The organism is Thomasclavelia saccharogumia DSM 17460 (assembly GCF_000686665.1).
In the GTDB taxonomy this organism is placed as follows: domain Bacteria; phylum Bacillota_I; class Bacilli_A; order Erysipelotrichales; family Coprobacillaceae; genus Thomasclavelia; species Thomasclavelia saccharogumia.
Map to the genome: position 1 here is coordinate 31202 of NZ_JMLH01000004.1, position 23700 is coordinate 54901.

Annotated in this window: 30 protein-coding genes; 16 read left to right on the forward strand and 14 right to left on the reverse strand. The window is 32.9% G+C overall.

Annotated features, from left to right (window positions below; all coding sequences use genetic code 11):
• Nucleotides 1–436: 436 nt before the first annotated feature.
• From BR82_RS0102010 to BR82_RS16245, 12 genes are all read left to right on the forward strand, one after another.
• Complete coding sequence (locus BR82_RS0102010) at nt 437–1240, forward strand: folate family ECF transporter S component (RefSeq protein WP_027088799.1); 804 nt, start codon at nt 437–439, stop codon at nt 1238–1240.
• Between the two features lie 60 nt (nt 1241–1300).
• The gene (gene spoVAC / locus BR82_RS0102015) at nt 1301–1744 is read left to right on the forward strand and encodes a stage V sporulation protein AC (protein WP_027088800.1); all 444 of its coding nucleotides are present in this window, start codon (nt 1301–1303) and stop codon (nt 1742–1744) included.
• Nucleotides 1722–2726, forward strand: coding sequence for a stage V sporulation protein AD (locus BR82_RS0102020; protein WP_027088801.1), 1005 nt, complete (start codon nt 1722–1724; stop codon nt 2724–2726). The genes spoVAC and BR82_RS0102020 overlap by 23 nt, the downstream gene beginning before the upstream one ends.
• Nucleotides 2726–3076: a stage V sporulation protein AE gene (gene spoVAE, locus BR82_RS0102025; protein WP_027088802.1), complete on the forward strand. Its 351-nt coding sequence runs from the start codon at nt 2726–2728 to the stop codon at nt 3074–3076. The genes BR82_RS0102020 and spoVAE overlap by 1 nt, the downstream gene beginning before the upstream one ends.
• Nucleotides 3076–4353, forward strand: coding sequence for a spore germination protein (locus BR82_RS0102030; RefSeq protein ID WP_240474496.1), 1278 nt, complete (start codon nt 3076–3078; stop codon nt 4351–4353). The genes spoVAE and BR82_RS0102030 overlap by 1 nt, the downstream gene beginning before the upstream one ends.
• 107 nt (nt 4354–4460) lie before the next feature.
• Complete coding sequence (locus BR82_RS0102035; protein ID WP_034863948.1) at nt 4461–5189, forward strand: segregation/condensation protein A; 729 nt, start codon at nt 4461–4463, stop codon at nt 5187–5189.
• Nucleotides 5189–5791 carry an SMC-Scp complex subunit ScpB gene (gene scpB, locus BR82_RS0102040; RefSeq protein WP_027088805.1) on the forward strand — a complete coding sequence of 201 codons (603 nt, stop codon included), beginning with the start codon at nt 5189–5191 and terminating at the stop codon, nt 5789–5791. Before BR82_RS0102035 ends, scpB begins: the two co-directional genes overlap by 1 nt.
• The gene (locus tag BR82_RS0102045; protein ID WP_027088806.1) at nt 5778–6302 is read left to right on the forward strand and encodes a DUF5662 family protein; all 525 of its coding nucleotides are present in this window, start codon (nt 5778–5780) and stop codon (nt 6300–6302) included. The genes scpB and BR82_RS0102045 overlap by 14 nt, the downstream gene beginning before the upstream one ends.
• 148 nt (nt 6303–6450) lie before the next feature.
• Nucleotides 6451–6825: a TnpV protein gene (locus BR82_RS0102050; protein ID WP_027088807.1), complete on the forward strand. Its 375-nt coding sequence runs from the start codon at nt 6451–6453 to the stop codon at nt 6823–6825.
• A 131-nt stretch (nt 6826–6956) separates the two neighbouring features.
• On the forward strand, nt 6957–7403 hold the full coding sequence (locus tag BR82_RS0102055) for a GNAT family N-acetyltransferase (protein ID WP_027088808.1): 447 nt from the start codon (nt 6957–6959) through the stop codon (nt 7401–7403).
• 25 nt (nt 7404–7428) lie between these two features.
• Nucleotides 7429–8028 carry an alpha/beta hydrolase gene (locus BR82_RS0102060; RefSeq protein WP_027088809.1) on the forward strand — a complete coding sequence of 200 codons (600 nt, stop codon included), beginning with the start codon at nt 7429–7431 and terminating at the stop codon, nt 8026–8028.
• A gap of 26 nt (nt 8029–8054) precedes the next feature.
• On the forward strand, nt 8055–8492 hold the full coding sequence (locus tag BR82_RS16245) for an SMI1/KNR4 family protein (protein WP_027088810.1): 438 nt from the start codon (nt 8055–8057) through the stop codon (nt 8490–8492).
• A 140-nt stretch (nt 8493–8632) separates the two neighbouring features.
• Here the strand turns inward: BR82_RS16245 and BR82_RS0102070 are convergent, their stop codons facing one another.
• The 4 genes from BR82_RS0102070 to BR82_RS17900 all read right to left on the reverse strand — a co-directional run bounded on the left by BR82_RS0102070 (nt 8633) and on the right by BR82_RS17900 (nt 11590).
• On the reverse strand, nt 8633–8950 hold the full coding sequence (locus tag BR82_RS0102070) for a DUF6618 family protein (RefSeq protein WP_027088811.1): 318 nt from the start codon (nt 8948–8950) through the stop codon (nt 8633–8635).
• Nucleotides 8937–9737, reverse strand: coding sequence for an ExeA family protein (locus BR82_RS0102075; RefSeq protein WP_034863951.1), 801 nt, complete (start codon nt 9735–9737; stop codon nt 8937–8939). Before BR82_RS0102075 ends, BR82_RS0102070 begins: the two co-directional genes overlap by 14 nt.
• The gene (locus BR82_RS0102080; RefSeq protein WP_027088813.1) at nt 9737–10984 is read right to left on the reverse strand and encodes a DDE-type integrase/transposase/recombinase; all 1248 of its coding nucleotides are present in this window, start codon (nt 10982–10984) and stop codon (nt 9737–9739) included. Before BR82_RS0102080 ends, BR82_RS0102075 begins: the two co-directional genes overlap by 1 nt.
• A gap of 75 nt (nt 10985–11059) precedes the next feature.
• Entirely contained in the window at nt 11060–11590 is a 531-nt protein-coding gene (locus tag BR82_RS17900; protein WP_222704623.1) for a DUF6431 domain-containing protein, read from the reverse strand.
• A gap of 334 nt (nt 11591–11924) precedes the next feature.
• On the opposite strand from BR82_RS17900, the gene BR82_RS15020 reads away from it, so the two are divergent.
• Nucleotides 11925–12257: a DUF4368 domain-containing protein gene (locus BR82_RS15020; RefSeq protein ID WP_205618720.1), complete on the forward strand. Its 333-nt coding sequence runs from the start codon at nt 11925–11927 to the stop codon at nt 12255–12257.
• A gap of 330 nt (nt 12258–12587) precedes the next feature.
• Here the strand turns inward: BR82_RS15020 and BR82_RS0102090 are convergent, their stop codons facing one another.
• Genes BR82_RS0102090 through BR82_RS0102135 form a run of 10 tightly spaced genes read right to left on the reverse strand, consistent with a single transcriptional unit; the run spans nt 12588 to nt 20492 of the window.
• The gene (locus BR82_RS0102090; RefSeq protein WP_027088814.1) at nt 12588–14336 is read right to left on the reverse strand and encodes an NADH-dependent [FeFe] hydrogenase, group A6; all 1749 of its coding nucleotides are present in this window, start codon (nt 14334–14336) and stop codon (nt 12588–12590) included.
• Between the two features lie 9 nt (nt 14337–14345).
• Complete coding sequence (locus BR82_RS0102095; RefSeq protein ID WP_027088815.1) at nt 14346–16145, reverse strand: NADH-quinone oxidoreductase subunit NuoF; 1800 nt, start codon at nt 16143–16145, stop codon at nt 14346–14348.
• A gap of 11 nt (nt 16146–16156) precedes the next feature.
• Nucleotides 16157–16525, reverse strand: a complete 369-nt coding sequence (locus BR82_RS0102100) for a (2Fe-2S) ferredoxin domain-containing protein (protein ID WP_027088816.1) — start codon at nt 16523–16525, stop codon at nt 16157–16159.
• Nucleotides 16522–17055 (reverse strand): ATP-binding protein, encoded by a 534-nt coding sequence (locus BR82_RS0102105; protein WP_027088817.1) that lies wholly within the window; start codon nt 17053–17055, stop codon nt 16522–16524. The genes BR82_RS0102100 and BR82_RS0102105 overlap by 4 nt, the downstream gene beginning before the upstream one ends.
• 3 nt (nt 17056–17058) lie before the next feature.
• Nucleotides 17059–17760: a PHP domain-containing protein gene (locus tag BR82_RS0102110; protein ID WP_027088818.1), complete on the reverse strand. Its 702-nt coding sequence runs from the start codon at nt 17758–17760 to the stop codon at nt 17059–17061.
• A 1-nt stretch (nt 17761) separates the two neighbouring features.
• Nucleotides 17762–18124 carry a hypothetical protein gene (locus tag BR82_RS0102115; RefSeq protein ID WP_240474497.1) on the reverse strand — a complete coding sequence of 121 codons (363 nt, stop codon included), beginning with the start codon at nt 18122–18124 and terminating at the stop codon, nt 17762–17764.
• Nucleotides 18093–19253: a [Fe-Fe] hydrogenase large subunit C-terminal domain-containing protein gene (locus BR82_RS0102120; protein ID WP_027088820.1), complete on the reverse strand. Its 1161-nt coding sequence runs from the start codon at nt 19251–19253 to the stop codon at nt 18093–18095. Before BR82_RS0102120 ends, BR82_RS0102115 begins: the two co-directional genes overlap by 32 nt.
• Complete coding sequence (locus tag BR82_RS0102125; protein WP_027088821.1) at nt 19250–19657, reverse strand: ATP-binding protein; 408 nt, start codon at nt 19655–19657, stop codon at nt 19250–19252. Before BR82_RS0102125 ends, BR82_RS0102120 begins: the two co-directional genes overlap by 4 nt.
• A complete protein-coding gene (locus tag BR82_RS0102130) occupies nt 19654–20007 on the reverse strand; it encodes a hypothetical protein (RefSeq protein ID WP_027088822.1) in 354 nt (117 codons plus the stop codon). The genes BR82_RS0102125 and BR82_RS0102130 overlap by 4 nt, the downstream gene beginning before the upstream one ends.
• Complete coding sequence (locus BR82_RS0102135) at nt 20001–20492, reverse strand: NADH-quinone oxidoreductase subunit NuoE family protein (protein WP_027088823.1); 492 nt, start codon at nt 20490–20492, stop codon at nt 20001–20003. The genes BR82_RS0102130 and BR82_RS0102135 overlap by 7 nt, the downstream gene beginning before the upstream one ends.
• Before the next feature lie 189 nt (nt 20493–20681).
• Here BR82_RS0102135 and BR82_RS0102140 point away from each other — a divergent pair, with 189 nt between their 5' ends.
• From BR82_RS0102140 to BR82_RS0102150, 3 genes are all read left to right on the forward strand, one after another.
• Nucleotides 20682–21614 (forward strand): LysR family transcriptional regulator, encoded by a 933-nt coding sequence (locus tag BR82_RS0102140; RefSeq protein ID WP_227052806.1) that lies wholly within the window; start codon nt 20682–20684, stop codon nt 21612–21614.
• 91 nt (nt 21615–21705) lie between these two features.
• Nucleotides 21706–22923, forward strand: a complete 1218-nt coding sequence (locus tag BR82_RS0102145; protein WP_024720957.1) for an iron-containing alcohol dehydrogenase — start codon at nt 21706–21708, stop codon at nt 22921–22923.
• 83 nt (nt 22924–23006) lie between these two features.
• Nucleotides 23007–23534, forward strand: a complete 528-nt coding sequence (locus tag BR82_RS0102150) for a histidine phosphatase family protein (RefSeq protein ID WP_024720956.1) — start codon at nt 23007–23009, stop codon at nt 23532–23534.
• Nucleotides 23535–23700: the final 166 nt, after the last annotated feature.

The window sequence follows — 23700 nt, forward strand, 5'->3', positions numbered from 1 at the left end:
ATGGGAATGGGCAAATACAAGAAAAAGCTACTGGAGAATATCCAATAGCTTCATACTCGCTAGAACACTAACCAATGATAGATTAAAATCATGGGGATATATAAGTGCTTTAGACTATTACAATTCTATAAACTTATGAAACACCGTATAGGGAACCCTACGTATGGTGTCGTGAAAGGGGCGAAAGATTTTAATTCTTAGCCTCTATTCTATTATTATTATTTGTTTTATATTTTGCTTTAATGACTAAATAACTTGATGTAGGCAATGATTTGTAGTATTATTTCAATTGTATACATTTTTGTATATAATTTAGAAAAAGGGGGAGTCTACTTTTTAGTAGCAATCGCATGTACGGTCATTGATCGGAATTAACGCCTGTGGACTAGAAATGAGGATGAAGCAGGAAAGATTGTAAATAAGTAGCAATCAGATTATGATTCAGATTATTTGCGGATTTATTTTAGTTTTGATCGGTATATTAGTATTTTGGAAATATCCGATTAAAAGTGACACTAAGTCACTTACGCTGGCGGCCTTATTTATTGTATTGGCAGCTGTATTAAAAAGATTATCAATTATGATACCGTTATTTGGTTTTGAGAGTTTAAAAATCTCTATTGAAGTTATTCCAATGCTGTTAGCGGGAATAATGTTAGCACCTGGTTATTGTTATATTATTGGAATTGCGGTAGATTTAGTTGGTTTAATTGTAACACCAACAGGTTTTCCATTCTTAGGATTTACACTAAGTGCTGTACTGCAAACGTTGATACCATCAATGGTGGTAGTAACTGTAAAAGAAAATCATACGCATCATTTAGAGAAAATTATTCAAGTGATTTTAGTATTTTTAGCACTTGGGGCATGCAGTTATGTTTTTAGCTTGGATCAGGTAACTATTTCTAAGAATGTTATAAATATTACACTTAACTATAAAATTATTATTAGTGTTATTTGTATTGTGATGATAAGTGTTTTATTTATAGTAATGTATTATTATAAAAGAAAGTTAAATGAATCAGACTATCATTTGTTTAATTTATGGCTTATTTCTGTGGTACTTGTTGAGATGGTAATTACATTTTGTTTAACGCCATACTGGCTGCAAGTGATGTATGGGATCCCGTTTACACTATCTTTGTTTATTCGCGTGATCAAAGAGTGTATTATGATTCCGGTTGATATTATTTTAGGATATAGTGTTTTAAGAGTATTGAAACGTTTTAGAGTCTTTTAATTAAGACTCTTTTTTGTTTATTTCTAGAAAAATTGGAAAAAATATTGTGAGGTGAAATTAATGAATACATCTAAATATAATCAGATTGCTGAAGATTTAAAGCCCCAAAAGTATGTAGGAAAGCATTGCTTAAGTGCTTTTATTTATGGAGGAATAATTGGAATTATTGGTCAAGGTTTATTAGAATTTTATATGATGATTTTTGATATTAATGAAAAAGAAGCAACACCGATGATGATTATTACAATTGTTTTAATAGCTGCTATTTTAACAGGATTAGGTATTTATGATCGTTTAGGTAAAAAAGCGGGAGCAGGAACCTTTATTCCAATTACTGGCTTTGCTAATAGTATGACATCAAGTGCTTTAGAAGCAAAAAGTGAAGGACTGGTAACTGGAATTGGGGCTAATATGTTCAAATTGGGTGGAACGGTAATAACATTTGGAATTGTGGCATCATTTTTTTTAGGAGGAATCCGTTATGTCATCAGTCTTATCTGGTAGTTCAATGACCTTAAAGAATGTTTATATTCGTTCGATTGGTACTACTTGTGGTATTGATGAATTTAATGGTCCTTTAGGTGATTATTTTGATCGGCATTATCCTGATTTTCATTTTGGAAATGATTCTTATGAACAAGCAGAAATTGCAATGTTGCAAGATGCTATAAGTATCGCTTTAAAAAAAGGAAAGTTGAAAAAAGAAGATATTAATGTATATTTAGGTGGTGATTTAAATAATCAAGTTACAGCTAGTAATTATACAGCTAAGGATTTTCAAAGGCCTTTTATGGCAATGTATGGAGCCTGTGCTACGATGGGGTTAGTTGTAAATACGGCATCAATGTTAATTGAAAATCATAGTTTCCATAATGCTAATTGTTTTGTTTGCAGCCATAATGCAACTGCAGAAAGACAATTTCGTTATCCAGTTGAATATGGAGTTCAACGCAAAGAAACAATGACAACTACGGCTACAGGAGCTGTGAGTGTCATTCTTGATAATAATCCTAGTTCAATTAGAGTTGAAGCTTTGACGATTGGTCGGGTCATTGATCTAGATCAAAGTGATCCTAATGATATGGGAAGAGCAATGGCACCAGCTGCTTTTGATACTTTATGTAATCATTTAACTGATTTAAATCGTCAAGCTAATTATTATGATTTAATCGTTACTGGAGATCTATCTAATTATGGTAAGACGATTATGAAAGAGTTAATGAAAGAAAATCATATTAGCTATAAAGAATATGATGATTGCGGCAGTCTTTTGTATAGCAGTGATCAGGATGTTAACCAAGGTGGTAGTGGGCCATCATGTAGTGCTTTGGTTACATTTGGATATTTATATCAAAAAATGTTAAAGCATAAGTATAAACGCATTCTTGTTATTACTACAGGAGCCTTATTATCACCAGTAATGACTAATCAAAAACAAAGTATTCCTTGTATTGGCCATGCTTTTAGTTTGGAGGTCGTAGAATAATGAATTATCTTTTAGCATTTATTTTTTGTGGCTTAGTTTGTGTAGTGGCTCAACTTATTTATGAGTATACTAAACTAACTCCTGGTCACATTACAAGTATGTTCGTGGTTATTGGAGCTTTTTTAGATTTATTTCACATTTACGATAAACTAGTTGAAATTTTTCATGCTGGAGCATTGCTTCCTATCACTAGTTTTGGACACTCATTAATGCATGGAGCATTAGCAGCAACAAAAGAATACGGTTTTTTTGGTCTTGCGTTAGGTATTTTTGACTTAACTGCAGCTGGAATCAGCAGTGCTATATTATTTGCTTTTTTAGTTGCTGTGTGTACTAAACCAAAATCATAATGAAGAATCCTTCTTTTGATTTTAATACCCGAACACTTGATTTTGAAAATGAAGAAGTAACAATTAATTATGTATCGAGCCTTTGTTCTGATGATTTAATTGCGTATTTAGTAGAAGGAATCATAAATCATCGCGGAGAAACTTTAAAAGACTGCTTAAATAATGGTGATGTTAAAGAGGAACCTGATCTTGAAAAAGCTCAATATGCCATGCTTACTGGTTGTGCGGTAGTAAGTTATCGCAATACACAATATGTATTAGATACAAGACACTTTCCAAGTCGGTCGGTAGAAGAACCAGAAACAGAAAAAAGTGTTAGAGGATCTAAAGATGGTTTTAATGAATCATTGCTTACATGTGCAGGATTAATTCGCCGTAGGATTAGGACAATTGATTTAGTGATGAATAAACAAACAATTGGTAAAAACAATCCTTTAGATATTTGTTTATGTTATTTAAATAATCAGGTTGATCAAGGAATGCTGCAAACTATTTTAGATCGGATCAAAGAAATTAAAAATGAGGATTTAGTTATGTCAGATCGGGCAGTTGAAGAGATGATCTTAGATCAGGGTTATAATCCTTTTCCACTAGTTCGTTATAGTGAACGACCAGATGTTGTAGCAACTCATATTTTACATGGTCATATTGCCATAATTTGTGATACATCTTCATCAGTTATGATGATACCAACGACTATATTTGAGATTTTAGAGCATGTAGAAGAACACCGTCAAACACCAATTATTGGGACTTTTATTCGGTTAATTCGTTTTAGTGCGGTATTATTATCGATTTATTTAGTTCCTTTATGGTTATTATTGACAAATGATGGAAATCTAGATTTGATATTTTTAGGTCAGGTACTATTAGTAGAACTTGCAATTGAATTACTTAGAATTGCAACGATTCATACGCCAACGTCATTATCTAATGCGATGGGGATGATTGCAGCGGTATTGTTGGGACAGTTTGCAATTGATCTTGGTATCTTCAGTGAAGAGATTTTACTTTTTTGTGCTATAGGTGATGTTGGTGGTTTTGCAACCCCTAATTATGAGCTATCGCTTACAAATAAGTATTTAAAGATCTTTCTAATTATTTTTGCTGGCTTTTTAAACTGGATCGGTTTTATTATTTTTCATATTATTTTAATTGGATATTTAGTTAGTTTAAAACCGTTAGGTACTTCTTATTTGTATCCTCTTTATCCTTTTGATGGTAAAGAGATGCTAAACTTTATTATTCGTAAACCAAAAAGTAAAAAAGGATCATAAAAACCTCAATTATTTGTAAGATTGAGGTTTTTTTGTTGAAAAAAGAATTCTTCTAATGCAGTAATTTATGTGTTATAATAACTAATGCATAATTAGGAGGTTTCATCATGGAATATCAAGTAGTAATTGAAGATTTTCAAGGTCCATTAGATTTATTATTACATCTTATCAAAGAAAAAGAAATGGATCTAGAATCATTGGAATTATCAGTTATAGCAGATCAATATTTACAATATATCCATGCCATGGATCCATCCTTATTAGAAGTAATGTCAGAGTATTTAGTTATGGCAGCTGATTTAATTGAAATGAAAAGTAAAATGCTTATTCCTAAAGAAAAAGTAATAATTAATGATGAATATCAAGAAGATCCTCGAGATGCATTAATAAGACGCTTGATTGAGTATAAGCGTTATAAAGATGTTCTTGATGAGATCCGTGAAAAATATGAGCAGCGTCAAAATATTATTATTAAACCAGCTGAGTCAATGGAGGAATATATTATCGATACTAGTTCAATGATTCCTGAAGGTTTAGAAGTATATGATTTAATGAAGGCAATGCAAAAAATGTTTCAACGTAAAGCAATGATGAAACCATTGGATACGCATATTGCCAAAAAGGATATTTCAATTGATGAAAGAACTGAACAGATTAGAGATTATTTTAAAACAAGGGTAAATAAAAAAGTGAAATTTGAAGATTTATTTGATCGTCATGATCGCTTCTATTTCATTGTTACTTTTATTGCTGTTTTGGTTTTAGCTAAGGATAAAGAAGTAGAAATAATTCAGGATGGGTTATTTGCAGATATATATGTAGAGGGGAAAGTTTAATGGAAGAAACGAATTATTTAGATATTATAGAAGGTATGTTATATCTTGCTGGTGATGATGGTATGGATATTAAACAGATTGCTGGAGTATTAGAAATAAGTAAAAAAGATGCTGTACTATTAATGGATAAATTTATGGAAAGATATGAAAAAAAGGAGCTAAAAGGAATTGTTTTAGTTAATTTTGGGGGACGTTATAAATTAGCTACTAATAGTGAATATTTTGCTTATTATCAAAAAATGGTGGAACAAAGTAGTGCTAATCTTTCTAATGCAGCTTTAGAGACTTTAGCGATTATTGCTTACAATCAGCCTATTACTAGAGTGGGAATTGAAGATATTCGTGGAGTAGGTTGTGATACGATGATTCGTAAATTAGCAGCTAAAGCATTAATTAAGGAAGTTGGACGTGAAGATAGCCCAGGAATGCCAATTTTATATGGTGTCACTGATGAATTCATGGATACGTTTGGTTTGACTTCGTTAGATGAATTACCTGATTTAGCGGATATTATAGAAGTTGATGAACAAGAAGATATTTTTGCAACAAAATATCATGAAGATACTAATGAAAAAATAGAGGGAAATAATGAAAGCCATTAAACATTTTAAAACGATAACTAAACATAAATATTATGTAATGAAATTATGTTTTCGTTTTGGTTTATATAAGCAAGGATTAAAACATGATTTATCAAAATATTCTTGGAGCGAATTTTCTACTGGTGCTAAATATTATTTAGGTTATAAATCACCTAATAGTAATGAAAGGGATACTATTGGTTATAGCAGTGCCTGGCTACATCATAAAGGGCGAAATAAACATCATTGGGAATATTGGATTGATTTTACTAGTCAAGGTATTATTGCAATTGAAATGCCAATTAAATATGTAGTTGAAATGTTTTGTGATCGAGTGGCGGCAACAATGGTTTATCGTGGTAAAGATTTTGATTTTACAGCACCGCTTGATTATTATAATAAAACAAGGTTTTATTATGTAATCAATGAAAATACTGATCGAATAATTAAGGATATGCTGGAACATTTAGCAAATTCTAATCTTGATGAAACAATAAAATATATTAAAGAAACATATTTAAATAGTAAATAAAAAAGAGCATTATCCAATGCCATTTTAGTTTAAAAGTGACATTGAAGGGAGGGGCTACATAAGGAAGTAGCTTCTCCCTTCGGCTTTGTAATCAGCCAGAGTGATTGAATTGTAGGGAAAATTCAAATCATAACGGAGGATTACAGCAATGGCAAAATCAATTTTTGAAGAAATGGGTGGCACTTATCATGAAGAAAACGGGTATCTTATTCCTGACCTTACCTTACCCACCGAAGAAGAAAAGCCCATCGGGATATGGGGACAGCGGCATTTACGGTATATCAAGGAGCATAAGCGGTTGTTCTATGTCAATCTGCTGACAAGCGGCAAGTTAAACAGTTATCTTGCTGAGATAAATGTGCAGGCAGAGGAATTGTTCTTTCGGCTGGTAAAGCAGCTTGCCGAAAAAGAAGGCATAACGGAAGAACTCAAAAGCACCAACCCGATGACTTGGATTGGTGCGATGAATAACATACAGGCAAGAACAAGAGAAATCGTTTATACAGACATCATTTACACATAATCACACTTCGGAAGCGGTATGGGGTTACTCATGCCGCTTCTTTCCTATCTGCACAGTAGAATTTTTCACAAATCTGTGGTATAATCGTTCCATATCTGAGAGACAACTCGGTATTGTAAAGGAGATATAAGATGAATATCAGGAAAGCAATAATAGATGATTTATCAAGAGTAGCTGAAATATATGTATTTAATAATAGGATAAATTTTTTCCCTATATTCAAAGATGAAAGTTTTTCTTTTGGTGAGTTGCAAGTCGTTTCATTGGTGGATAATTACTTCAAAAAAGAAGAAATTATTGAAAACATATATGTATATGATAACGGATTGATAAAAGGTTTTATTCAAATGAATGGAACAGAGATTTGTAAATTGTATGTAGATACGTTTTTTCAAAACGAGGGAATTGGCAATGAGCTAATTGAATTTGCAATTAAAGAACTCCACGCAAATAATTTATGGGCATTAGAAAAAAATGTTAGAGCAATTTCTTTTTACCAAAGGCATGGCTTTCATTTGACAGGTCAGAAAAAGTTTGAAGAAGATACCACCGAATATCTTGTTAAGTTAGAAAGATAAATTCGGATTTGCGGAGGATGCCTTTATGAAAAAGCTAATCATATACATACACGGAAAAGGTGGCAGCGCAGAGGAAGCAGAGCATTATAAATCGCTCTTTAGGGGCTGTGATGTAATTGGTCTTGACTATGCTGCACAGTCACCTTGGGACGCAAAAAAGGAGTTTCCGAGCCTTTTTGACTCGATATGCGGAGATCACGAATCGGTAACGGTCATCGCTAATAGCATCGGCGCTTATTTTACGATGATTTCCTTGAATGACAAGCGAATAAAGAAAGCGTTTTTCATCTCTCCCGTTGTGAATATGGAAAAGCTGATTACGGATATGATGATGTGGGCAAATGTAACCGAGGATGAACTCCGTGAAAAAGGCGAAATTGAAACAACCTTTGGTGAGACTCTTTCATGGAAATATCTCTGCTATGTAAGAGAGCATCCTGCAAGGTGGACTATTCCAACCCATATTTTGTACGGTGAAAAAGATAATTTAACATCGTATGAAACAATATCCGAATTTGTAAATCAGAGTAATGCGACATTGACTGTCATGAAAAATGGAGAGCATTGGTTTCACACAGAGGAACAGATGAAATATCTTGATAACTGGATAGAACAGTTTGCTTGATAAATGATAATTTACGGGGCGTGTATATGTTTGATAAAGTGAGTAGAGCACTTACAAGAGAAGATATAGCGGAAATCGAAGTGAATCTGGGATTTGCATTACCAGAGGATTTTGTAGAACACTATCTGTCCTATAATGGAGGAATACCAACAAAGCCGTTTTTCTATTCTGAAGAGGAAGATATTGAAACAGAGGTTCAAGTTTTTTTGCCATTAAAACATCGTTATTGTGACATTTCTATAGGAACAGCGGAGGAAAAATATATATTGCTCAAAGGGAAATCCCCATTGATGACCTCTTATTTTCCCTTTGCCAATGACTATGGTTCTAATCCGATTTGCGTTAATTTGGAGGATGGAGGAGTCTATATTGTGTATATGGATTTGGGAAAATTGGAGGATAGATGCTTCCGTCGTATTGCAGAGAGTTTTCGTGATTTTGTAGAATCCTTATCTGTTGTTTAGCGAATTAATTTAACTAACTTTTTTCAAATTAAATTAGACAGTATTAAATGTAAAATCATCACGATTAATTAAATTTGTTATACTATTTTAGACAATATCCGCACTTTATTTTATACTTTAACAGTAACAAAAATGCAGCTTTACACTGCATTTTCATATATTAATTTTAATCCTTCTGCAATCATTACACCATCAATTATGCTGTGCATGATATTTCCAATCCTTTCACTGTTCCAAAAAATATCATCTAACGTACTTAATGGACTTGATACATTTATCTCTGGTATACCAATCCAACGCTCTTGTCCCAGCTGAATTAAATATATGTCATACCTGCTCTTTCTTCCGCTTATACTGAATGATGTTATTTCATTGATTTTTTTTATATTTCTTATTTCACATTTCCATACCTGCTTTTTATATCTGCAGTTATATCTTATTGTTTTATCCGATTTCATTTGCTGCCTCCATTACTGTTTCATTATCGATTACCATTTTCTCTCTGGCTGCTCCTATTATTAAACAGTGGGTCAATAAATTATTCAGCTTTCTTGATGATCCCTGGCTTGCATTTGATAATGCCTTGAGCGCATCTGGCATTATCAGCGGCTGTGTTCTTCCTGCTTTTTTTAGCTTTTCAACCACATACCTTTCGATATCTTTCTCATTCATTCCAGAAGTTTCATACTGAATTACAATTCGCTGTTTCAATGCTTCATGCACAGCTCTGTTGACAGTGTGATTTAATACTGGTGTTCCTGTCAGAATCAGAATCACATAACTGCTCGAATCAAAATTAAAATTCAAAAGCATTATCAGATCGTTCAGGATCTCTGTTTTCAAAAACTGACCCTCATCTAATATTATGACCGGCACGATCCTTTTCTCATCGACCATCTTTTTTATATGTGCCTGGATGTTTCTGAAATTATCTATTTTTTTATGCTGTGGTTCCAGCCCAAGCTGACTGCTCAGCTCACGATAAAATTCAATCGTTGTCAATGTAGACATTGGCATATAGATAACCTTATACAGTCCTGGGTTTAGTGTCTCACTGAATTTTTTCATGATAAATGTCTTGCCAGTTCCACTGCGTCCTGTGAAAAGTCCAATTCCTCGAACATCTTTCAGATAGTTAAGCCGACCAAGTGCTTCTTTAAAATCATTTGTAGATATTTCTATATCAGGCTGTCCTTTTTCAAACGGATTGAATTCAAGTCCGTAATAAATCTTAAAATCCTTCATCATGAATCCTCCTGTGCAAATAATGGTTTATTTCTTTTTATTCTGGAATTGTCAACCTTTCTGACTTCAAAGATTTCTATATAACTGTCATTTTCATATATATAAACGTTGCTTAAATCCGGTTTGTATTTAACTGTTATTCTTGTGCCGATATATTCCTGTTTTGTTTCATAAATTCTGGTATTGAGTCTGATTGTTGCATCATTGGCTACCTTTCTGGTAACCGTATGATAAAATATCTTTTCAAGTAAATTTGAATCGATTCTCCTGATTAAGTTTGAATCATCCATAAATACATTCAATGGTGTTTGACCGTTTAATGATGCATGTGGAGAATTGTTTTTTTGATTGACATATATACCAAAAGCAGCATCTATATCCTCGATACTTTTAAACTGGCTGAAATCAGTATTGTACATCCACTGTTCCTTTACTGATTTAAAGGCCCGCTCCACCTTTCCTTTCTGGTTGCCATGAAAGATTTTTGCACGACTTATCTGAATCTGCAGCTGAGCACAGATAAGTGGCAGCTGTTCATTCTTGTACGGTGTGCCGTTGTCAGTAAAAATTCTTTTTGGTATGCCGTATTTAGTTACAGCTCTCTTTAATACGGTTTGAACATTTACTGCATTGTCTTCGAGAAAAAATCCATAACCAACAATCATCCTTGAATGATCATCAATAATCATGATCAGATATGTTCTGAGCTTATGCCCGCTGTCATCGTTAATATAGGAACAGTAAGTAGTATCCATCTGCCACATGTCATTGGAATGTTCCATTTCAAAGGCCCGCATATCTTCAACAGGTATTCGGTTAAGTTCGGGTTTTGAGGCAATAAATCTTGATACTGTTGAAAGTGATACATCTTTTTTCAATATATCGCCATCTTCTATCAGTTTTAGATAAATGGAAGTGGCGGTCATCCTGGAGTTGTTTGCTTTCATATCAATGATTTTATTTTTTACATCTTTGGTCAGTTTGCGTGAATGCCCCTTGTCTTCACGTGTTTTTGGCATCAGCCCATTAAATCCCTCCCTGCGGTACAGGTCATACCAGTACCGTACAGTCTGGAAAGAGAATTCTTTAGAAGTGCCGTCAGGATACCGAAACGGAGTAGACGTAATTCTTTTGTAGTACTGCAGCGCAGAACGGTCAGGATATGTTTCATTAAGAACGGGAACGATCAGTTCATACCTGAAAAGTGCAATTTGAATGTTTAAATCTTCTTTTTTACTGTTATTCATATAGAATACACCTCCTGACCTAACCATATAACAGAGTGGAGGCATATTCAAAGGAAGGGGTATGGGAAAAAGAAATCATGTAAAAATGATCATATTTTTAGTTGAAATATGCTGCATAAACATAACATGATATTCTGAAAAATAATTTATTATGAAATCAAAACATTCAAAGTCACACCTACCAAAAAAAGCCAAAAAAGAAGTGAGACGTTCTTTGTGAAATTTAATATAAAAGGCAATAATTTTTTTGACCAGTTCTCTAGAAAAACCAGTTATTTTAGAAATAACAGAAGCAGAATCACTGACATTGCGATAGGACTGGATTATTTTTATTATACAGGGATTGGACAAAATCCGGTAAGGAATGATAATACTGGGCAAAAGAGCATGAGTACAGTTACAGCTTTCGCATTTGATTCTAACGATAGAAATTAAAATAGTATTGTCAGAATCAAGAGTTAAATAACGGGGATAGACAGCATGTCTGTGAAAATGACCAGTAGAACCGCATGTACATTTGATTTTAGTAAGAGCAAGAGATGAAATATCAAGGTCATATGAATCTTGAGAATAATTGTTGAAATTGAAGGTTTGAAATGTTATCATAATCTTGTACAAAACATACGTTTTGTTTTTTGGGAAAAGAAAGGCAGGAAGGCGAACCGATGACCCTTTCTTTTTTCGTATGTTTAACTCCTTTATATAATAATAAAACAGTTAGAATAACTTGCATATAATTTTATCAAATTATTCTAACTGTTTTGTTGCATTTATTAATTTTAATTGACTGGATGGTATTGTTTTTATTTTATATAATGTGCTAATCAACAACAAAGCCAAACGGCGTATCACCGAGATTGACGGGATAATCCAAAAGCTATACGAGGATAACGCTACTGGCAGGATAAGCGATGAACGGTTTGCTACGATGTCAATGTCTTTGGAAGATGAGCAAAGCAGATTGAAAGACAGTATCCCTGAAATGGAAAGCTACCTCGAAAACGCTAAAATCCAAACCGAGGGCTTACAGCGGTTTATTGACAAGGCAAAGCGGGTAACGCAGCTAACCGAGCTTACACCCGAACTTGTACACGAGTTCATACAGAAAATCGTGGTATCCAAACCTGAATACAAAGACGGTAAGCATTATCAAGGCGTGGAAATCTACTACAACGACGTTGGAATTATCCGAGAGCCGTCTCCCGAAGAAATGGAAGAATACTTTCCCGAGCATTTGAAACGAAAAGCCGCCAAAGCGGCGAAAACGGCATAGCCGCAGGCTATACCGCTCCAAACACAACAATATTTTATTTGAGATACAAAGCCGTTGGGGCACCTTCCTTACGGAGGGTGCCCCAAGTTTTGCTCTTTTTATTTTAAAGAAAATTATCTCAATTATATAAAGTTAGCACAATATAAACTGATTACTGATATTTTTGTATTCATTAATAGATAGTGAAGGAGTATCAATAGGTAATAAACGCTTTATTGTCTTAGAATCATTAAATGATAATTTAATGTTTTTGCATCCTACGAGCATTAAAAGCATTAGTAAATATATTAAATATTTAATAAATTTTTTCATAAACTCCCACCAAATAATCTATTTAAATCGTGCTTTTTTTGAATAGTGTGTATGCAATAAATGATGTGCTTTTTCGCTATTTGGTTCTCCTAAGAAATCAGCGTATAATTTTTGAATTTGTGAGTTCTTATGAGATTTACGAACTGGTAATGATAAATCTTCATCATATAAAGCTTTAGCACGAGCTTGTTTCCAATCGAAACCACTATTACGAGTTAAAGCATTAATGTAAGATTGTCCACCACCGTTGACGCAGCCACCTGGGCAGCCCATAATTTCAATAAATTGATATTTAGAAGTACCATTTTTAATTTCTTCTAACAATGGTTTAGCTAAAGTCATACTATGAGCAACTGCCACATTTACTGTTAAGTCACCAATTTTTATACAAGCTTCTTTAACACCTTCTTCACCACGTACAGCATGATATTCTATAGAAGATAGATCTTCTTTTGTTAAAACATCAGCAACTGTTCTTAAAGCAGCTTCCATAACTCCACCGCTGGCTCCAAAGATAACGCCAGCACCAGTGTATTCACCAAACATATCTTGGTCGAAGTCTTCATCTTTTAAGTCACGGAAGTTAATACCAAACATTTTGATTAATTTACCTAATTCTCTAGTTGTTAATACTGCATCAACATCTTTTAAACCATCAGTTAAGTTTTCTTCACGTTCTTTTTCACCTTTTTTAGCAACACAAGGCATGACAGAAACAACATAGATATCTTTAGGATCGATATTGTTAGCTTCAGCATAATATGATTTAATCATTGCTCCTAACATCATGTGTGGTGATTTACAACTAGATAAATGGTCTAATAATTCATGATATTCATGTTCAATATAATTGACCCATCCTGGACTACAAGAAGTAATCATTGGTAAGACACCATTATTTTGAACTCGACTAATAAATTCATGTCCTTCTTCCATGATTGTTAAATCAGCCCCAAAATTAGTATCATATACTTTATCAAAGCCCATTAATTTTAATGCATGAACCATTTTACCAGTAACACGAGTTCCAATTGGCATACCAAATTCTTCACCTAAACTTGCTCTAACAGCAGGAGCTGTTTGTACAATTACATGTTTAGTTGGATCGTTTAAAGCAAAAATTACATTATGAACTTCTTCTTTTTCATGTAAAGCTCCAACTGGACACACATTGATACATTGACCACATTGCATACAGTTAACATCATTTAAACTTTTATCATATACTGGTCCTACTTTAGTTTTGAATCCTCGATTCATAAAGCCAAGAATTCCTAAACCTTGATGTTTTGCACAAGTTTCTACGCATCGTCCACATAGAACACATTTTGAAGTGTTACGCACAACTCCTGGTGATACTTCATCAAAAGTCGGCGTCGTTTTTTCACCAGCAAAAGCATCTTCACGAACTCCTAATTCTTGACATAATCTTTGTAACTCGCAGTTTGTATTACGAATACAAGATAAGCAGTCTTTAGAGTGATTTGAAACAATTAATTCAACTACATGTCTTCTAGCATTTAAGGCTCTTTGAGAATTAGTTTTTACTACTAATCCTTCTCTAACTGGATAAACACAGGCAGCACATAATGTTTTAGCTCCTTCAACTTCAACTTGGCAGACACGACAAGCTCCAGTACCAGTTACATCTTTTAAATAACATAAAGTAGGGATATGGATTCCGTTATTTTTGGCTGCTTCTAAGATCGTTTGCCCTTCATAAGCCTCTACTTCACGGTTATTAATCGTCATTTTTATTTTCGACATTCCTTACACCTACTTTCTTTCAATTACTTTAAAGTGACAAGCTTTGATACATTGACCACATTTAATACATTTTTCTTGATCAATAACATATGGAACTTTTCCTAGTTCACCATGAATAGCTCCGACTGGACATTGTTTAGAACAAAGACCGCATTTACGGCATTTTTCTTCATCAATGACATATTGTAGTAATTCTTTACAAACTCCAGCTGGACATCTTTTATCAACAATATGAGCAATATACTCATCTCTAAATTGATTGATTGTTGAAAGAACAGGATTTGGCGCTGTTTGTCCAAGACCGCATAATGCTGTATCTTTAATTGTTGAAGCCAATAATTCAAGTTCATCAAGAGTTTCCATTGTTCCTTTACCATCACAGATTTGTTCAAGCAGTTCTAACATTCTCTTTGTACCAACTCGACATGGCGTACATTTACCACATGATTCATCAACGATAAAATCCATATAGAAACGGGCAACGTCAACCATACAGTTATCTTCATCTAATACAATCATTCCTCCAGATCCCATCATAGAACCTAGTCTAACTAATTCATCAAAACCGATAGGCGTATCCAATTGTTCTTCAGTTAAGCATCCTCCTGATGGACCTCCAGTTTGAACAGCTTTAAAACGTTTATTATTTGGACATCCACCACCAATTTCATAAATAACTTCACGTAAAGTTGTTCCCATTGGAACTTCAACTAATCCAGTATTAACAATTTTTCCTCCTAAAGCAAATACTTTTGTTCCTGGAGATGTTTCTGTACCAATTGATCTAAACCAGTCAGCACCATGTTGAATAATCTGGGCAATATTTGCATAAGTTTCAACATTGTTGATGATTGTTGGTTTACCCCAAACTCCTTTATGAGCAGGGAATGGAGGTTTAGGATTTGGCATACCACGTTCACCTTCAATTGATTTAATTAAGGCTGTTTCTTCACCGCAGACAAATGCTCCAGCTCCTAAACGAATTTCAAGTTCAAAATCAAAACCACTATCAAAAATATTTTTACCTAACAATCCTAATTCACGTGCTTGACCAATGGCTGTTTTTAAACGTTCAACTGCAATAGGGTATTCAGCACGGATATAAATATAACCATGATTGGCACCAATTGCATAACCTGCAATTGCCATTGCTTCAATAACGCTATGAGGGTTACCTTCAAGGATTGAACGGTCCATGAATGCACCTGGATCTCCTTCATCCGCATTACAAATAACATATTTTTCATCACCAGGTTCATTTAAAGCAAATTGCCATTTAACGCCTGTAGGGAAACCACCTCCACCACGACCGCGTAATCCACTGGCTTTAATAACATCAACGACTTCTTGAGGAGTCATTTCCTGTAAAACTTTTGCTAAAGCAAAATATCCATCTTTTCCAATATATTCATTAATATTTTCAGGATCGATCACACCACAGTTATGAAGAGCGATTCTTTTTTGCTTGTTATAAAATTTAGTATCACTAATATCATGAATTTCTCTAGTATCTTCATCAGATTCATTTAACATTAAACGATGAACAGGACGTCCTTTATAGAAATGTTCCATAACAATTTCTTTTACGTCTTCAGGTTTTACACTTTTATAAATGATATTATCTGGATAAATAGAAATATTAGGACCAACTCCACATAATCCTAAACATCCTGTTCTTAAAACTTCAACTTCATTTTCAAGCCCAAGAGCTTTAATTTCTTTTTCAAATTCTGTAATTAGTTCACCAGAATTACCGATTGTACAACCAGTCCCGGCACAAACTAATACTTGGGTTCTTTTTGCTGGCATCTTACAACCTCCTATTTCTTATAATGTCCGACCGTATATTCGTCGATAATTTCATCATTTTTTAGATGTCGAACAGCAATTTCTTTGGCTTTTTTTGCATCAACTAAGACATAAGTCGTTTTGTTATCATCACGGTCAAACACTTCGACGATTGGTTCTAGTGTACACATTCCAATACAGCCAGTCTGTAATACAGTAGCTGGTAGATCTTGATTAGCAACTTCTTCTACTAATGTATTTAAAACTGGTCTAGCTCCGGCTGCTATTCCACAAGTTGCCATTCCCACAACAACTCGATATTTTTGTTTATCATCACTACGCATTGCCATATTGTTTTTGGCAGCGTCACGTATTTTCATTAAATCTTCTAAGGATTTCATTTGTGTAATCCCTCCTTTATATAATTTTTTAACCAGATAATCACTTCTGGTAGATTGATTGCGACACCATCAAGAATCTGTTTTATTTCTTTAGTGTCTAAAATGAATTCAAAATCATCACTTGTATATTTAAATAGATAGTCAATCTTATCATCAGCTTGGATTAAAGTAATAATGGTATCCACAAGATTGCCCATTGGTGGGGTATCGATATGATCTTTAACGAATTCACCATAAATTGTGGTTCCTTCGTTAATAGCTGATGTAATTGAAAATTTCCCACCTGTAGCTTCAATATTTTCTTTAAACATCGGAATTCCTAAGCCTACTTTACGAGTCGTTCTTGTCGTGTAGAAAGGATCAATTACTTTTTTTACTGTTTCTTGATCCATACCACAGCCATTATCGATAATTTGAATACTGATGATGTTTAATTTACTACTATCATGTATAAAAACTTTAATTAAATTTGCTTTGGCTTTAATTGAGTTATAGGCAATATCAAGAATATTCATTGCAATTTCCTGCATCTGTTATTTCCTCCATAATTGATAAAACTTATCTTTATCAATTTGATTGATCGGTTCATTGATTGATTCCAAATTATGAGCATCACTGTTAAAAAATATATAATCATCTTTAAGATGCGAACATAATGCTCTTAGTTCTTTTAATTCTTTAATACTAGTAACTTCAATTCCATCATAATTTAAATCGATAGGAATATCATGATAAACTTCATAAATTCCAAATTTTTTTGCCATGACATGAGCTAGAATGGCAATACCATCAAATTCATGAATTTTATTAATGATTTGATAAACATCTAAATCTAAAGAACTGATCAATAAATTATTTTCAACATCAATGATTTCATCATTACTATCAAATATATATTGATTTCCATAATAATCAGGCTGATTATTAACTTTAATTAAGTGTTCATCAATCCATTTTTGGATGATCTTTAAATCTGTATTTTTAAGGAAATAAGCTAAGATATGAATTTCTTCTTTGCTTTGGAGTTCAACCCCATGAACATAATCGATCTTTCCTTTTAAAATATCATGATTGATGATCTCTTCTAAATAAAACTGCTGTTTTAAAGAATTATGATCAGTAATAGCAATTAGCTCTAATCCTTTGATATAAGCCATGTTAAAAATATTATTAATTGTCATCGTGTCATCACTGCATGGTGATAATGCTGAGTGAATATGCAAATCATAATACATTTTATAAACCCAACGAAATTAAATCTTTAGCAACTAAAAAAGCATCGTTTTCACTAATGAATAATGGAATTTCAAGTTCAGTAGCTTTTATGATCGTATCTTCATCAGGGTAACTATTTTGGACAAAAATAATTCCCGCAAAATCATTTAATTGCGCAACAGCAATTACATTGATATGTTTTTGAACCGTTAACCATAAAGAACCTTCTTTGCCATTAGCCATAACAAAACTTAACAAATCACCAATATATACATTTTCAACCACATTTGTTAAGGGAACATGATTAATTTGTTTTATGTTTAATTTTAATACTTCTTTTATTTCCATTAAATCACCTTCTTTTGACTCGGCATAAAGAATCATCAACTTCACCACTGGCAATTCTCGATGCTAGACCACGACAGTTTGCAAATCCACAACTGCCACAATCAAATTGCGGTAATGTCTCTAAGATAGCATTAACCTTATTAAACCATGCTAAGCGTTCTTTAAAATTCTTTTCATCACTATTAATTGTGTGGGTCTTTTGATAATCGGTCTTTTCTAGAATAGCAACATCTTTATGACATTGGCTAATCATGCTTTCGATATTAAAACATCCTTCAAATGGATTTGACCAAAGATAATAACCGCCAATGCATCCTTGATAACAATTAAATAAAGCAATCAAGTCAGCATGTTTTAGCTGGTCAAATTCAATTAAATCTAAAACCTTTTTAATTTGTGGTAGACCTTCAACACTAATTACAGATAAATCTCTATTACCAAAGAGATCACTGACAATGCTTTTTACCCCGTATTTATTTATTTCGATGTCTGATTGTTCTTTATCTTTAAGCTTATTGATTTGTGGAAACATCTGAGAGATGCTTAAAGCATAATCGATATTTGATGTTTCATTACCAAAAGGATTTTTAGCTAAAGTTAATTTTCCAACACATTCACATAATGAATAAATACCAATATTTTTATCCTTATATTTAGCTCTTAATTTTTTTGCAGCAATTTCAATTGGATAATCATATGGTAATAAATGATCAATAAGGGTAGGATAATCATTTTTAATTAATTTATTGATAGTCGGGCAAAAAGACGTGAGCATAACTTTATGTTTACCAACACTATCTTTTAAAGCTTGTTTATATAAGGTTCCTTCAATATCGCTATATTGAACAACTTCATCAAAACCAAACTTTTTTATTGCATGAGCAATATTTTTAATTTCTTGATAAGTTTTTAAATCTGATAAAATTGCAGTTGGAATCAAAGCAATATTGTAATCATGTTTTTTTAAAGCTTTTTGTAAATCAACTTGTTTAACTCTTAATACTTTCTGGTCACATGCCTGAATACAGATATCACAATTAATACATTTATCTTTATCGATAATTACTTGTTCATTTACAATTGAAATAGCATCCATGGGACATGTTTTAACACATTTAATGCACTTTTTGCAGCTGTTGCCTAGATAGCTGATTACTGGTTTCATTGAAATGTCATTTTGATATGTGTTCCTTCACTTGAAGAAGTTATTTCAAATGAAGAAGCAACACTTTTCATATTGTAAAGTCCCATTCCGGCACCAAATCCTAGCTCTCTAGCTTTAGGAGAAGCTGTAGAGTAACCAGGTGTTTGGGCTAAATCAAGATTTTCAATTCCTGGACCGATATCATCAAAAGATAGATGAACAATACCATCATCATCGATTTCAAAAGTAACCGTACCGCCATTGGAATGAATTGCAATGTTTATTTCTGCTTCATAACAGGCAATTGCTACAGCTTTTAAGATTTTGCGATCTATTCCTAAGGCTTTTAAAGTTCTTTTGATGTCGCTGGAAGCTTTTCCAGCATCCTGGTAATTATCTTTTTCTACTTGATAAGTTTTGATCATCGTCGCATTCCCGCTTCATATAATTTACCACAGGCTTCAAACATTGTTTCATCTGTTTGGAAAAGATTGATATGCAAATTTTTAGCCATATCAACGATTGACATATCTAAAGGTTTTCCTCTAACGAAAAGAATCGTTTCAATATCTAAAACTTCTGCGGTACGTAATGACTGCACATTGGCAAGACCAGTTATAAATAAAATATCCGCTGTTTCATTTTTCAATAATGCTAGGGCATCTGACATTAAATCTGTAGAAAAGCCCTTATCATAATTTCGGTTATAAATATCTTTATCGTCGATATAAATTTCTTTAGCCTTTAAAATATCAACGATCTCTTTAACTAACATGGGGCTTCTTCTTTCAAATAATCTAGAACTAACATTTTTAAATCTTCTAATTGTTTAGAACATCCAAAAACTGTTCCGTCAACACTGACTACTGGGGCAAGCCCACAAGCACCTACACAACGTGTTGCATCAATTGAAAATAAGCCATCTGGACTAGTTGAGTTTACTTCGCATCCCGTCATTTCACAAAGTAAATCTAGAATAGTTTGGGAACCATTGACATAGCAGGCTGTTCCTAAGCAAACAGAGATAATATGTTTTCCTTTAGGTTCAGTTGTAAATTGTGAATAAAAGGTTACGACCCCATAAACTTTTGATACTGATACATTGATTGCTGCAGCAATTTTTTCCATTGCTTCAAATGGAATATAGCCAAGTTCATCTTGAACTTCATGCAGCATCAATTTCATTGGACCTTTTTTATCTTTATGTTTTTCAACAATTTCGTCAATTTTATCCAAATACTCTTGTTTCAACTTCTTCATTTTTACACCTCTTTCTTTTTATCGTATGTTATAATTATAACATGTTTTGAAACCGCTTTAAATAGCATAAATTATAAAAGTCCCATATATTTGACAGTTATAATAAATAGACAAAAAAGTATATATTTAGAATAATCAAACACAATTTACTATTTATATGTTAAAATAAATTCATAAGGAGAAAGTAATATGATGAATTTATTACATTTAAAATACGTAATTGAAGTGGCTAAAGCTGGCTCGATAAGTAAAGCTGCCAATAATCTCTATATGAATCAACCGCACTTAAGTAAAACGATCAAAGATTTAGAAGAAAATATGCAAATAATTATTTTTGAAAGAACTTCTAAAGGAGTTGTTCCAACTAAAAAAGGGGCTGAATTTATTGAACGAGCTAAAAGCATTATTATGCAGGTTGATGAAATGGAGGCGATGTATCATAGCTATGATGATAAATCGATTCATTTAGATATATGTGTACCAAGAGCTAGTTATATTGCAAATGCATTTACTAATTATTTATCAATGATAAATCTGAAAGATAAAAATATTAAAGTAAATTATCGTGAAACTAATTCTTTTGAAACGATCAAAGAGGTTTATGAAGGAGATGCGAATATTGGAATTATTCGTTTTTTTGAAGATGAAAAAAATTATTTTATTAATTTATTAAAGACTAAAGAGCTCGAATATGAAGAAATTCATCAGTTTAACTATCAATTGCTTGTTTCAAATGATAATCCTTTAGCTTATAAAGAAAAAATCAGTTTAAATGATTTAAATAATCAGATTGAAATTACGCACGGGGATATCTCATTACCTTCACTGCCTTTAGTGGCAGCAAATTGTAATGATAAAACAAGACAGGCTAAAAAACAGATAACTATTTATGAAAGAGGTATTCAGTTTGAACTGCTTAACCGTCTGCCTCATACATACATGTGGGTTTCACCTATTCCTCAAGAAATTTTGATTCGTTATAATTTAAAAACAAAAATTTGTCAGGATAATAGTACTACTTGTTATGATTTCTTGATCAATCGTAAAGGATATCGAATCTCTAAGGAAGACCAGGGATTTATCAATGAGATAAAACATAGTTTTAATAGAGATATTATTTAGGTATACGAAAAAAGGAATAGGGCTATTCCTTTTTTGTCACTTCGAAGTTAAATTTGTAAGCGCTATAATCAAATAGTGGAGGTGCTTATTAATGCAAAGATTTACATTACCTAGAGATTTATATCATGGAAAAGGTTCTTTAGAAGCATTAAAAACTTTTGAAGGTAAAAAAGCGATTGTTTGTGTAGGCGGTGGAAGTATGAAACGTAATGGTTTTCTAGATCGTGCCGTTGACTATTTAAAAGAAGCAGGGATGGAAGTTAAGTTATTCGAAGGAATTGAACCAGATCCATCAGTAGAAACAGTGATGAAAGGTGCAGCCGTAATGGAAGAATTTCAGCCTGACTGGATCGTTGCTATGGGTGGAGGTTCTCCGATCGATGCAGCTAAAGCAATGTGGATCAAATACGAATATCCAGAAATTACTTTTGAAGAAATGTGTAAAGTATTTGGGATTCCTAAATTACGTCAAAAAGCACATTTTTGTGCAATTCCTTCAACTAGTGGAACTGCTACGGAAGTAACTGCATTTTCAATCATTACAGATTACAATAAAGGGGTAAAATATCCAATTGCCGATTTTGAAATTACACCTGATGTTGCTATCGTAGATCCTGATTTAGCAGAAACGATGCCAGTTAAATTAGTAGCTCATACAGGTATGGATGCGATGACTCATGCAATTGAAGCATATGTATCTACTGCAAACTGTAACTATACTGATCCGCTTGCAATTCATGCAATTGAAATGATTCAGGCAAATTTAGTTAAATCTTATAACGGAGATATGGCATGTCGTGATGATATGCATGATGCTCAATGTTTAGCGGGACAAGCGTTTTCTAATGCTTTATTAGGAATTGTTCATTCAATGGCACATAAGACAGGTGCAGCTTTTGTTGATCAAGGTGGTCATATCATTCATGGGGCTGCTAATGCGATGTATTTACCTAAAGTAATTGCATTTAACGCTAAAGATGAAACAGCAAAAAAACGTTATGGTGTAATTGCCGATTATATGCATTTAGGTGGAAATAGTGATGATGAAAAAGTAGCATTATTGATTGCATATTTACGCAAGATGAATGATGATTTAAATATTCCACATTCAATCAATCACTATGGAGCAGATGGTCTACCTGCTGAGGTAGGGTTTGTACCTGAAGATGTTTTCTTAGCTCGAGTTGAAAATATTGCCGCTCTAGCAATTGAAGATGCATGTACAGGATCAAATCCAAGAATTCCAACTCAAGAAGAGATGGTAAAATTATTAAAAGCTTGCTATTATGATAGCGAAATTGATTTTTAAATTTTAAAAACTAGACAAGGAGGCAAGGGACCTTGTCTTTTTTTTATCTTATGTTAAAATGCTTTTGATAGGGAGGTAAGGAAATGAGTTTATATATCACAAGACATGGGGAAACTGATTATAATGTTAAAAATTTAGTTTGCGGTATCAGTGATGCTAGATTGACTGAAAAAGGAATTGAACAAGCTAAAAAGCTAGCGGTGTCGTTACAGTCAGTAAATTATCGCTATCTCTACGTTTCACCGTTACAAAGGGCAGTTGACACAGCAAATTTAGCTAATGTTCGACAATTAGAAATGATCGTTGAACCGCGTATCATTGAAATTAATTTTGGAAAATATGAAGGAATACATCGTAAAGATGAAGGTTTTTTAAATAATAAACATAATTTAGCGTTTCGTTATCCAGGTGGTGAATCATTTATTGAATTGTGTAAACGAGTCTATGAATTTCTTGATGAAATAAAAAATCAGGCAGTTGATAATGATGTTTTATTAGTTTGTCATGGTGCAGTTTGTCGGGCTGTTCATAGTTATTTTAATGATATGACCAATGATGATATTTTTAATTATCAAACTGATAATTGTGAATTATTGAAGTATGATTATTAATTGAATATTTTGAAATATGATTAGAAAGAATTTGTTGAAGAATAGAAATAAGGAAGTGTTGGATAATAAATCAACGCTTCTTTTTTTATCGTAAATATAAAAAAATCTGTTACAAGATACGTGAAATCTGTTACAAGATACGTGTTTTATCATGATGGCTAAAAGT